The organism is Pseudothioclava alba (assembly GCF_033100795.1).
In the GTDB taxonomy this organism is placed as follows: Bacteria; Pseudomonadota; Alphaproteobacteria; order Rhodobacterales; family Rhodobacteraceae; genus Pseudothioclava.
Window position 1 is genome coordinate 61,053 of sequence record NZ_JAWLVI010000003.1, and the last position, 11,865, is coordinate 72,917.

Annotated in this window: 12 protein-coding genes; 10 read left to right on the forward strand and 2 right to left on the reverse strand. The window is 62.2% G+C overall.

Features of this window, described 5'->3' with window-relative positions; translation table 11 throughout:
• The first annotated feature begins 12 nt into the window (after positions 1–12).
• From RYZ20_RS08325 to RYZ20_RS08340, 4 genes are read left to right on the forward strand one after another with little or no spacing between them, the layout of a single operon-like run.
• Positions 13–822 (forward strand): CbbQ/NirQ/NorQ/GpvN family protein, encoded by an 810-nt coding sequence (locus tag RYZ20_RS08325; RefSeq protein ID WP_317672364.1) that lies wholly within the window; start codon positions 13–15, stop codon positions 820–822.
• A gap of 8 nt (positions 823–830) precedes the next feature.
• Positions 831–2,774, forward strand: coding sequence for a nitric oxide reductase activation protein NorD (locus RYZ20_RS08330; RefSeq protein WP_317672366.1), 1,944 nt, complete (start codon positions 831–833; stop codon positions 2,772–2,774).
• Positions 2,771–3,340 (forward strand): cytochrome c oxidase subunit 3 family protein, encoded by a 570-nt coding sequence (locus RYZ20_RS08335; RefSeq protein WP_317672368.1) that lies wholly within the window; start codon positions 2,771–2,773, stop codon positions 3,338–3,340. The genes RYZ20_RS08330 and RYZ20_RS08335 overlap by 4 nt, the downstream gene beginning before the upstream one ends.
• A 5-nt stretch (positions 3,341–3,345) precedes the next feature.
• A complete protein-coding gene (locus RYZ20_RS08340; RefSeq protein WP_317672370.1) occupies positions 3,346–3,624 on the forward strand; it encodes a nitric oxide reductase F protein in 279 nt (92 codons plus the stop codon).
• On the opposite strand, the gene RYZ20_RS08345 is transcribed toward RYZ20_RS08340, so the two are convergent.
• Positions 3,621–4,325: a Crp/Fnr family transcriptional regulator gene (locus tag RYZ20_RS08345; protein ID WP_317672372.1), complete on the reverse strand. Its 705-nt coding sequence runs from the start codon at positions 4,323–4,325 to the stop codon at positions 3,621–3,623. The genes RYZ20_RS08340 and RYZ20_RS08345 overlap by 4 nt on opposite strands.
• A gap of 184 nt (positions 4,326–4,509) precedes the next feature.
• Between RYZ20_RS08345 and RYZ20_RS08350 the strand changes: the two genes are divergently transcribed.
• Both RYZ20_RS08350 and menA read left to right on the forward strand, forming a co-directional pair.
• A complete protein-coding gene (locus RYZ20_RS08350) occupies positions 4,510–5,262 on the forward strand; it encodes a ubiquinone/menaquinone biosynthesis methyltransferase (RefSeq protein WP_317672374.1) in 753 nt (250 codons plus the stop codon).
• Positions 5,259–6,152, forward strand: coding sequence for a 1,4-dihydroxy-2-naphthoate octaprenyltransferase (gene menA, locus RYZ20_RS08355; protein WP_317672376.1), 894 nt, complete (start codon positions 5,259–5,261; stop codon positions 6,150–6,152). Before RYZ20_RS08350 ends, menA begins: the two co-directional genes overlap by 4 nt.
• Before the next feature lie 68 nt (positions 6,153–6,220).
• Here the strand turns inward: menA and RYZ20_RS08360 are convergent, their stop codons facing one another.
• Positions 6,221–6,670 carry a copper chaperone PCu(A)C gene (locus RYZ20_RS08360; RefSeq protein ID WP_317672378.1) on the reverse strand — a complete coding sequence of 150 codons (450 nt, stop codon included), beginning with the start codon at positions 6,668–6,670 and terminating at the stop codon, positions 6,221–6,223.
• A gap of 197 nt (positions 6,671–6,867) precedes the next feature.
• On the opposite strand from RYZ20_RS08360, the gene nosZ reads away from it, so the two are divergent.
• From nosZ to RYZ20_RS08380, 4 genes are all read left to right on the forward strand, one after another.
• Complete coding sequence (nosZ, locus tag RYZ20_RS08365; protein WP_317672380.1) at positions 6,868–9,156, forward strand: Sec-dependent nitrous-oxide reductase; 2,289 nt, start codon at positions 6,868–6,870, stop codon at positions 9,154–9,156.
• A 79-nt stretch (positions 9,157–9,235) separates the two neighbouring features.
• On the forward strand, positions 9,236–9,886 hold the full coding sequence (locus tag RYZ20_RS08370) for a c-type cytochrome (RefSeq protein WP_317672382.1): 651 nt from the start codon (positions 9,236–9,238) through the stop codon (positions 9,884–9,886).
• Between the two features lie 18 nt (positions 9,887–9,904).
• On the forward strand, positions 9,905–10,615 hold the full coding sequence (locus RYZ20_RS08375) for a c-type cytochrome (protein WP_317672384.1): 711 nt from the start codon (positions 9,905–9,907) through the stop codon (positions 10,613–10,615).
• Positions 10,616–10,682: 67 nt separating this feature from the next.
• The gene (locus tag RYZ20_RS08380; protein WP_317672386.1) at positions 10,683–11,864 is read left to right on the forward strand and encodes a hypothetical protein; all 1,182 of its coding nucleotides are present in this window, start codon (positions 10,683–10,685) and stop codon (positions 11,862–11,864) included.
• The last annotated feature ends 1 nt before the right edge of the window (position 11,865 follow it).

Genomic DNA, 11,865 nt, shown 5'->3' on the forward strand with positions numbered 1-11,865 from the left:
GGACATCAGGAAATGAACGCGCAAACAAACAAACTGGAGGGGGCGGCGAAAGCCCCCTTCTACCTCCCGCAGGGCGATGAGTGCGAGATCTTCGCAGCCGCCTATCAGAATCAACTGCCGGTCCTTCTGAAAGGTCCGACCGGCTGCGGCAAAACCCGCTTTGTGGCCCATATGGCCGCGCAGCTTGGTCGTCCGCTTTATACCGTTGCCTGCCACGACGATCTGTCGGCCGCCGATCTGATCGGTCGCTACCTGCTCAAGGGCGGCGAGACGGTCTGGGTTGACGGCCCGCTGACCCGCGCGGTGCGCGAAGGGGCGATCTGCTATCTCGACGAGGTGGTCGAGGCCCGCAAGGACGTAACAGTCGTCCTGCACCCGCTGACCGACGACCGGCGCATCCTGCCGATCGACCGCACCGGCGAGGAACTGGAGGCAACGCCCGGCTTCATGCTGGTCGCCTCGTATAACCCCGGCTACCAGAACATCCTGAAAACGCTGAAACCTTCGACCCGTCAGCGTTTTGTCTCGATGGAATTTGACTTCCCTGCCCCCGAGCATGAAGTGCCCGTGGTCGCCCGCGAATCCGGCCTGTCCGAAGATCGCGTGCAACCGCTGGTGCGACTGGCCAACAAGCTGCGTGGTCTTAAGGGGCAGGACCTTGAAGAAGGCGTTTCGACCCGTCTGGTCGTCTACGCTGCGACCTTGATTGCGCAAGGCATGAGCCATGAACGCGCGATCAATGCCGCGATGATCGAGCCGCTCAGCGATGATGCGGACGTGAAACGCGGGCTCCACGATCTTGTCACGGCCATTTTCGGGTGAGGCACACCGTGTCCAAGATCGACTTCGAGCCATGGGAACCCGAAGAATCCGTCGGGAAGCTGTGGCACGCCCTTGCCAGCCGTCTTGACGCCCCCGAGGCGTATGATGGAGCCCGTGTCGACCTCTCCGAGGTCGGCGGACGGCTGGCAGTCCTATTCCGCGCCCTTGGGGGTGCTGCTTCGGTCGAAGTAAAACCGGTGTCCGAGGAAATCTCGCGCCACCGGCTCAGCTTCCTGCGCCGTCTGGGGACCGAGGCCGAGGCGCTGCCGCGCGCCTCTTTCGACGGGGCGGCGCTGCGCCTGCCCGCGTCGCTGGCGATTTTCCCCTCGCGCGAGGCGAACGCCGCCACCTATCTGTGGCTGGCCGCTATTTCCGCCCATGCGGCACAGACCGACGAGCGCCCCGAAGACCCGCTTCAGGCGGACCTTTTGCAACTGGCCTATGCAAACCGCATGGTGCGCGACACGCTGGCCGATGCAACGGGCCTGCGCTCGCTTTATGCGGACCTTTGCGCGGCCACGCTGGCGCTGCGCCCGACGCCCTCGCTACCCACAACCGAGGCCGCGATCGAGGCGCTGATCCGCGCCGAACTGGGGGACACCGCGCCTCTTTCCCCCGCCGCGCAAGAGCTGCGTTCGGCGCTGCTCTCCGGCGATATTTCCGCGCTTCAGGCGCCCCGCGGCTATCAGCCCTTCCGCCCCGTAGCGCTTTGGCCCGACCTGCGCGCTGTTGGCAGTTCGGCAGGCACCTCGGTCGAGACACGCACGACCGAAGGCACCCCCGAAGAGGGCGAGGGCAACAAGACCCACCGCGCCAAGCGCCGCAAAGCCGATCAGGCCGAGCGCCGTGACAGCCTGATCTTGCACAAGTTCGAGGCGATCCTGTCCTGGGCCGAGTTCATGAACCTCAACCGCCGTGTCGAGGATGACGACCCGGACAGCGCCAAAAAGGCCGCCGACGATCAGGAAGAGATCGGGCTGGGGCAAATCTCGAAGGCGCCCGCGACCAAGCTGAAGCTGCACCTTGACCTAGCCCCCGAAGACGTGGACCGCGAGGCGCTGTCGGGCGAGTTCACCTATCCCGAATGGGACGTGCGCACCGGCGCCTATATCCCCGCCCACGCCCGCGTTCTGGCCAGCCGCGTCGACGAAAGTGACGAAGACCCCGGTTTCCGCAAAGACCCGCGCGCGCATCGGCGCATCCGCGCCGTCAAGCGCCAGTTCGGAGGGCTGCGGCCGGGTCGCGTGTCGACCAGCGGGCACCTTGACGGCGACGAGCTGGACATGGAGGCCACCGTGCGTGCCGCCTGCGATCTGCGCGCAACGGGCGCCCCGCAAGAGCGCATCTGGCGCCAGACCCGCCCGCTCAAACGCGATCTGGCGGTGTCGATCCTGCTGGATGTGTCGCGCTCGACCGAAAGCGCGGTCGCGGGCCGCGCCGTCATCGACATCGAACGCGAGGCCTTGGCCGCGCTCGCTTGGGGGCTGGATGCCTGCGGCGACGATTTCGCAATCAACGCGTTCTCCTCGCTCAAGCGCAACCGCGTCTATTTCCTGAATTGCAAACGCTTCGGCGAGCCGATGACGCAAAACGTCGAGGCCCGCATTGGCGCGCTGCGGCCCGGTTTCTATACGCGGCTTGGCACGGCGATCCGCCATGCCTCGGCCGATCTGGCAACGCAGGGGCGCAAGCGGCGGCTGTTGCTGGTCATCACCGATGGCAAGCCGAACGACCTTGACCACTATGAGGGCCGCCACGGCATCGAGGACAGCCGCATGGCCGTCCTGGAGGCGCGACGCGCAGGCCACGCTGTCTTTGGCATCACCATCGACCGCGAAGGCAAATCGTGGTTCTCGCGCATCTTCGGGCGGGGCGGCTTTGCCGTTATCCCGCACCCCGACCACCTGACCGCCGCCCTCCCCGAGATTTACCGGCAACTGGTGGGCGCATGAGCGATACCCGCACCCCGGACGAGCCGCTTCATCCGCTGGAGCAACTCCCCGGCGATCTGATGATGTGGGTGCTGATTATTTCAGAGCTTCTGGTTTTCGGCGCGGGGCTTGCGGCCTTTCTTGGCGTGCGGATCACCGATCCGGCGGGTTTTGCCGAGGCGCAGGACGCGCTCCACCGCACTGGTGCTGGCATCAACACGCTGGTGCTGGTGACATCGGGCTTTTTTGCCGCGCTGGCGGTGCGCATGGCCGAACATGGGCGCAGAATGGCAACGCGGGCGTGGCTGGCTGCAGCCTCGGCGCTTGGGGTCGTGTTTCTGGTCATCAAGGGGCTGGAGTTTCTGGACAAGGCCCGCCACGGCATCGGCCCCGACACCCACGCCTTCTATACGTTTTACTACCTGCTGACGGGTTTCCATGCCGCACATGTGGTTGCGGGGATCGTAATCCTCGGGCTGGTCGGCATCCATTGCAAACCGCGCACCGTCGAGGTTGGCGCGGCGTTCTGGCATATGGTCGATCTGGTCTGGGTGCTCTTGTTCCCCGTGATCTATCTGCTGAGGTGAGGAGAATGGGCTGGCTCTCTGATCCTTTGATCCGCGCATGGGCCTGGCTGATCGGGCTGTCTGCGGCCTCGACCGTTCTGGCAGCGGCGGTTTCGGCGGGATGGCTGGCAGGCACAGGCGTCACAATCGGAGGCGCGGCGATCCTGACGCTCGCCTGGGCAAAGGCAGGCGTGATACTGTCGCGATACCTCGGGCTGGCAGCCGCGCCCTTCTGGCATCGCGGCTTTTCAATCGTGCTGGCGCTTTATGCGATCTTGCTGCTCGCGCTATACCTGATCGGTTAGCCCTTTTGCCACGCGGTCGCGGGGTCTTCCTCGGCGTAATCGCGCAGGCTTTCGAGGTGTTCGATCACCGCGTGGTTCTGCTTTACCTTCACCCCGTGCTCGCGCAGCTTGGCAAAAGCGCGCGAGAGGCTTTCGGGTTTCATCCCCAGACGCCCCGCGATCAGCACCTTGTCATAGGGCAGCTTCACCTCGACCTTGCCGCTGGCATCATCGGGGACAAGCTCCAGCAGGAACTCGGCCACGCGCTGCGCGCCGGTTTGTGCCTTGAGCTGCTCGATCTGCGCCACCAGCCGGTGCAGGTGGGCAAATGTCGCGGACAGAAGCGAGAGCGCAAACTCGGGCTTGTCACGCACCATGCGCAAGATCGCGTCGGTTTCGATGCGGATCAGCGTGCAGTCGGTCGCGCATTCGGCCGACACCGGATAGGCGTCATGGGTAAAGGCGACGGCCTCGCCAAAGCTGTGGCCTTTGGTGAAGACACCCACGACGGCTTCGGCGCCATTAGGCGCGATCCGATACAGCTTCACCCAGCCTTCGATCACGATATAGACCGCTGCCGCGCGCTCGCCTTGCAAGAACACGGTCGCTCCGCGCTCGGTCTCGCGCACGCGGGCGCGCTCCAGAATCGCCTTGGCGGCATCCTCTGGAAGACCTGCAAGCAGAAGCGATTTCCGCGCGACCTGATAGATGGACGACAGCATACCCCATCCTTTCGAAAGCAAAAAAGACCCCGCCCCCCACAAGCACGATCAATGCAGTCTTTCCCCTGCCAGAGCCTTGCGGAAATGTAAATGCGGCGGATCAAACGAATCCGATTGAGCGAAGTCAAGGTGGCGATCTGCCTCTATGATAGCCCGAAGCGACCCCATGACGAAGAGGACGCAGATGACGCGCGCCAGCAAACTTGACGAGATGCGCACGAGCTTTGGCTCGGAAAAAGTGTCGATGGACGAGCGGCGCTCGCGCGTGACCGCGTTGTTTGACCGGATTGCCCCGCACTATGACCTGATGAACGACCTGATGAGCTTTGGCCTGCACCGGTTGTGGAAATCGGTGATGGTGCGCGAGACGCTAAAGGTTCTGGCGCGGCGCGAGGGGCCGCTGGTCGATCTGGCAGGCGGGACGGGCGATATTGCGCTGGCGGTCAAAACCGCCGATCCGTTACGTCACGTCATTGTGGCCGATGCCTCGTCGGGGATGCTGGCCCAAGCGCGCGAGCGGGGCGGCGAGCGGTTGGGCTATATCCATGCGCCCGCCGAGGATCTGCCGCTTGAGGATGGCGCGGCGGCGGCGGTGACGCTGGCCTTCGGGCTGCGCAACATGACCGACCCGACCCGCGCGCTCTTCGAAGTCGCGCGTATCTTGCCGCAAGGTGGCGCGCTCGTGTTGCTGGAGTTTTCCGAGCCAGACCGCTGGTTCGCGCCACTTTACGCACTTCACGCGCGCTTTGTCATTCCCGCGCTTGGCGCATTGGTTGCCCGCGATAAGGGCGCCTATCAATATCTGGTCGAGTCGATCGAGAAATTCCCCAACCGCGAGGATATATCGCGCGAGCTTGCACTTGCGGGGTTGCAGCTTGTGCGCGAACGCGCCTTCATGTTCGGGATTGCCCGCCTTCACATTGCCGTAAAACCATGACGATACAGACCGATGCCCTGCGCGCGCGACTGGAGCGCCTGCCCCGCCCCGCCCTTTGGGCGATTGCCGCACGCCTGAAAACCCTCAGCCTGTCGGTCGCGCCGGTGCTGGCAGGAAGCTGGCTGGCCGCGACAGCCGGATCATGGCGCCCCGATGTGACGCTGGCGGCGGTTGTTTCGGCCGCCGCGATCCAGATCGGCACGAACCTGTGGAATGACGCTGCCGACGCCGCAAGCGGGGTTGACCGGCCCGACCGGCTTGGCCCGCCGCGCCTGACCGCGCTTGGCCTCTTGCCCGCGCCCGAGGTGCGGCGCGCCGCGATGCTGGCTTTCGGAGTGGCGATTCTGGCAGGGCTTTATCTGGCAGCACTTGGCGGCTGGCCGATTGTTGCGATCGGCCTTGTATCGCTGGCCTTGGGGTATCTTTATTCGATGGGACCGTTCCCGATGTCGGGCCTGCCCTTTGGCGAGGCTTTGGTCATCGCCTTTTTCGGGCTTGTGGCGGTGTCTGGCACGGCATGGCTGCAAGGGGTGGCGCCACTGGCACCGCAAACACTGGGGCTGGGGCTGATGATCGGCTTGCCCGCCGCTGCCGTATTGATCCTGAACAACCACCGCGACCGGATGCAGGATGCCCGCGCGGGGCGGCGCACTCTGGCGATTCTGATCGGCCCGACGGGCGCGCGTCTGTTCTATTTCGGCTTCCTTTTGGGGGCCATTGCGACAGCCGCCACGCTTGCGCCGAGCCTTTGGCTACTCGCACCTTTCGCGCTGGCGCTCTGGCTGGGCCACGCGATGTGGCACTGGCCGGTATCCGCACGGCTGAACGCCCTTCTGGGGCAAACGGCGCTGTTCCAGCTTTTGCTGCTGCTCTGCGTCGCCCTTGCGTGACCCCCTGAAATGACGAAGACCGCCGGTTTCCCGACGGTCTCATCAAGCGCATGAACTGGAAGGGACGGTCAGTTCATTGCGCCGGGCTTCTTGACGGGCAGCGACACGGCCACCTCGCCTGCTTGTTCGAAAATCAGGGTCACATCGACGACATCGCCCTCGGCCAGCGGGCCGGTCAGGTCGATCATCATCAGGTGCAGGCCGCCGGGTTTCAGCTCGACCATGCCGCCTGCGGGCACGTCAATCGCCTCGACCTGACGCATCCGCATGATGCCGTTGTCGTTGATATGGGTGTGCAGCTCGGGGCGGTTGCACTGGGGCGAACGGAAAGCGACCAGACGGTCGGCCTCGCCCTTGGAGCGGATGGTCAGAAAGCCCGCGCCATTCGGGCTGACCGAGGCGCGCGTGAACCCGCCTGAAATCTCAAGCGTATCGGTCTGCGCCTCTTGCGCGAAGGCCGGAAAAGCGGCGGTCATCGTCAAGGCAACGGCGGCGAAAAGGGCGGTGCGGCGTTTCATAAGGTGGTCGGCTCCTTGCAGTCGAATCCCGCTCAAACGGGTGCAAAGCCTTCTTCGCGCAAATGACACATCTGATCCTTAACATATGTCAAGGCGACTCCCCTCTCGATCATGTGATGACAAAGCAGGCACAGGCAACGGACCACTGTGCCTATGGGAAACGCGTTTCGCTCTGGGTCCGAAAGCGAGGGCAAACAATGGGTAAGACCATTTATCAAAGCCTATTGGCCACGACGGGAATCGTTGCCATGGGCGTCGCGATGAGTGCTTCTGCGGAGACGCTCGACGAGGTCATGGCGCGCCGGGGACTGTCCCAACAGGATCTGGTTGCTGCGGCAAAAACGTATACGCCGACCGGCGGACGTGACGAGTTCATCGTATTTTCTTCGGGCGGTCAGTCGGGCCAGGTGATGGTCTACGGCGTGCCGTCGATGCGCATTCTGAAATACGTCTCGGTGTTTACGCCCGAGCCGTGGCAAGGCTTCGGCTTTGACGAAGAATCCAAAGCGATTCTCGAAGCTGGCAAGGTTGACGGCCGCGAACTGCACTGGGGTGACACGCACCACCCGGCAATTTCGGAAACCGACGGCAACGTGGACGGCGAATACCTGTTCATCAACGACAAATCGGCGCCGCGTATCGGCGTGATTTCGCTGCATGACTTCGAAACCCAGCAGATCGTCGTGAACCCGATCCTGCAATCCGAACACGGCGGCGCTTTTGTCACGCCGAATTCGGAATATGTGATCGAAGCCGCGCAGTATCCGGGCGTTCTGGGCCGTGGCTATGCGCCGCTGTCGCAGTTCAACGAGAAGTTCCGCGGTGCAGTCACCTACTGGAAATTCGACCGCGAGGCAGGCCGTATCGACCCGTCGCAGTCGTTCTCGATCGAACTGCCGCCCTATAGCCAAGACCTTTCGGACGCAGGTAAGCTGGTTTCCGAAGGCTGGTCGTTCACCAACTCCTTCTGCGCCGAGCGTTATGTCGGCGGGATCGAAAACGGCCGCCCGCCCTTCGAGGCAGGCTGCTCGCAGAACGACACCGACTATCTGCATGTGATCAACTGGAAGAAAGCCGAAGAGCTTTATAAGGCTGGCAAGGTCACGATGATCAATGACCACCCGGTCATTTCGATGCAGACCCTGATCGACGAAGGCGTTGTCTACCTGATCGCCGAACCGAAGTCGCCCCACGGCGTCGACGTTTCGCCCGACGGTAAGTTCATCGTCGTCGGCGGCAAACTGGATACCCAAGCCTCGGTCTATTCGTTCGAAAAGATCATGGCAGCGGTCGAAGCCAAGAAATTCGCTGGCACCGACCCCTACGGTATTCCGGTCATCGCGATGGAAGACGCCATCCACAAGCAGGTGCCGCTTGGCCTTGGCCCGCTGCACAACCAGTTCGACAGCAAGGAATGCGTTGTCTACACCTCGCTCTATGTGGACAGCCAGATCGCCAAGTGGGACTACTGCGAAGGCAAAGTGCTCGACAAACTGTCGATCCACTACAACGTCGGCCACCTTGTCGCGATGGAAGGTGAATCCATCAACCCGGCAGGTAAATACCTGATCTCGCTCAACAAGCTGGCAATCGACCGGTTCAACCCCGTGGGTCCGCTGCACCCGCAGAACCACCAGCTGATCGACATCTCGGGCGACAAGATGGAGCTGCTCTACGATATGCCGGTGCCGCTGGGTGAACCCCACTACGCAACCGCTATCGCAGCCGACAAGCTCAAGCCGCTGGTCCGTTATAAGTACGGCACCAACTCCCGCACCGGCGGTCGCCACGAAGGCGCTGTCCGTCCGGGTCAGGAGCGCATCGAGCGCGACGGCACGAACGTCAAGGTCTACATGACCGCGATCCGTTCGCACTTCACGCCTGAAATCGTCGAAGTGAACGAAGGCGATACCGTCGAGTTCATCATCACCAACTCCGAGCGTGCGCAGGACGAAACCCACGGCTTCTCGGTCTCGACCTATGACGTGAACCTCTCGCTGGAACCCGGCAAGACGGCAACCGCCAAGATCGTCGCAGACAAGCCCGGCGCATTCTCGTTCTACTGCACCGAGTTCTGCTCGGCGCTGCACCTCGAGATGACCGGCTACCTGATGGTGAAACCGAAAGGTTATGTTGACGAGACTTCCGGCCAGATGACTGAAGGCCAGGCCTACACCCAGGCCGATTACGAAAAGCAGACCGCGAACAACGTGGCGACGCAAGAAGTGATCGACTCGGTGGTCGTCTACATCACCGAACGCAACTACGACGCGTTCCCTGAAGTTGTCTCGCTCGTCGAAGACGCTACCGACCAGCTGAACTTCGCAGCAGACGCCAAGGCGAAAGCCGAAGACGCCGCCGCGAAAGAAGACTGGCAGAACGCGACCCTCTGGGCCGGCCAGTGGTGGCAGTATCAGGTTAAAGCGGCAGACATCGGTCTGCGCGCCAAGACCTTCCTCGACGAACATGGCGCTGTGAAGAAATAAGCACCCTCGGAAGGCGGCGGTTTTCTATCGCCGCCTTCCTCCATCCGAATACATTCAAATATTCACAAGGAACCGCGATATGCGCCCGATCCTGAAAAGCCTTCTCGCCGCAGCGTTCGCGCTTTCCGCGACCGTCGCCTCGGCGGATGCAATCGCTGACGGCAAAAAGGTCTACATGACCAAATCGTGCATGGCCTGCCACGGTATCAAGGGGGCCAAGCCTGTGCTCTCTTATCCGATGCTCGCCGGTCAGAACGAGAAATACCTGCTCAACCAGCTCAAAGACATCAAAGCCGGCAAGCGCGTCGGCACAGTCGACACCACCACTGGCGCCCCCTTTGTGCAAGGCATGATCGACATCATGCATCTGGTTGATGACAACGACCTGAAAAACGTCGCGAAATACCTGTCGTCGCTGCCGCCCGGCAAGCCGAAGCCCGTCGACCCGCCGTTTGAGGCCGACCTTCTGGCCGCTGGCGAAAAAGCGTTCAACTCGCTTGGCTGCAAATCGTGCCACGGCGCGAACGGCGTGAAGCCCACCGCCAAGACCTATCCCTTTATTGCCGGCCTGAACGCGCAATATCTCGCCCGCGCCATGACCGAGATGCGCGACAAAGTGCGCGTCGGCGGCCAGTCGAAACTCATGTTCGGAACGATCAAGAAAGCCTCGGATGAAGACATCACCGCGATGTCCGCCTGGCTCTCGCAGATCGACCGCTCCGCGAACTAAACACAAAGGAAACGACCCATGAAAACCCATCTCCTCTCCGCTGCCCTGATCGCGCTGGCGCTGCCCGCGATGGCAGAGGGCACTGTTGATACCTCGTCGTGGAACCAAGGCGGCGGCGAACAGGACGAAGCGCTGACCCTGACGCCGAACCACGAGCACGGCATCGAAGTTTACGAGGTCTGCTCGGCCTGTCACCAGCTTAACGGCTGGGGTCTGACCGATGGCACCTTCCCGCAGATCGCGGGTCAGCACTTCAACGTCATCATCAAGCAGCTTGCCGACATCCGCGCGCTGAACCGTGACAACCCGACGATGTATCCCTTCGCGCTGCCCTCGGAAATCGGCGGCTCGCAGTCGATCACCGACGTTGCTGCCTATATCGAAAAGCTGCCGATGAATCCCGAAAACGGCGTCGGCGAAGGCACCGATCTTGAGCACGGCGAAGCGCTGTATAAAGAGAACTGCGTGCGCTGCCACGGCGAAGAAGGCGAGGGCAACAACGAGAAATACTACCCGCGGATTCAGGGTCAGCACTACAACTATCTTGTGCGTCAGTATCAGTGGATCAAGGAAGGCAAGCGCCGCAACGCGAACCCGGACATGGTGCAGCAGATCCAGACTTTCACCGACAAGGACACCAAAGCTGTTCTGGACTATGTCTCGCGTCTGAAGCCGCCGGCTGATATGCTGGCCGCGCCGGATTGGGTCAACCCCGACTTCGACTGGTAAGACCCCTCAGATACGGGCGGAGCTGGCCGGTTCCGCCCGTTGACTTCATAGCCAAAGGACCTCACCCATGGACCAGGCCGCTTCGCGCAAGCGCGGTATCATCTACCGCGTCCTGACCCTTATATCTGTCTGTCTTATCGCCTTTTCCTTCGTCAGCCCCGGCTGGTGGGTGTCTTTGACCGCCCCCAACTACCCCGAGGCGACCTTCCCGCAGGGGATCAAGATCCTGTTCCATATGGACTCGGTCCGTAACGGCTGCACCATCCGCGCCAGCCAGGAAGTCGAAGAGAACGAAGCCCTTGATTGCGTTCACGAAATGGACACGATCAACCACTACGTCGGCATGTATCCGATCGCCTCGGGCGGTCCGGTCGAGAAGGCGTTTTCGCCGTTCCTGTTCGCGATGATGGGCGTGATGCTTCTTGCCTTCGCGGCCCCCGGTCGCAAGTCGCGCATCGGCGTTTCGGTTCTGGGCTATGGCGCGATTGCCGCATGGATGGCGATGGCGATGTATGGCGAGAACGGGATTTCCAAGCATACGTCAGGCTATCTTGAGGGGCTTGTGGTTTCGCTTGGTCAGGACAGCAAAGAAGCGGTCGATGACAGCAACCTCTCGCCCATCGTCAAGATGCTCAAGCAATCGCTGGCCGAAACCGAAGATCAGGAAACCAAGGCCGTCGCCGCCAGCGGCGACAAGCAATCGCTGATCGACAATATCCGCGCGAACTATAACATCGACAACAACAAGAAACCCGCCGCCGAACAGGAAGAGTGGAACGGTTCGGTCATGCAGGTGTTCCAGTGGCACTATGCCAAATCGCTGGCACGCTGGTTCAACGAACCCGAGCGCAACGACCCGCTGGTCGCTACGATGAGCTCGGTCGCGCAAATCCTGTTCGTCGTGATCATCGCCTTCATGGCGCTGATGGTCTTTGCCGCTTTCTCGGCGCGCTCGGTGTTCTACTGGCTTTTGGTGATCGTGCCGATGGCGCTGCCGGTTGGCTTTTTGGCGGAATACGCGGGCTGGCTGTGGTGGTATGGCCATTCGCTGAACGAAATGGGGGCGTTTACGCTTAAACCCTTCATGCCGACGGTGTTCGGTGACGGTAAGGTCGCGCAGTTCACGACCCACTCCTATCCGGCACAGGGCTTTGGCCTGATGGCGGCCTCGTCGCTGGTGCTTGCACTGGCCGCGCTGATCCGGTTCAAACAACTCAGGCTGGCGGGTGATGCCGCCAAGGAGATGTGAG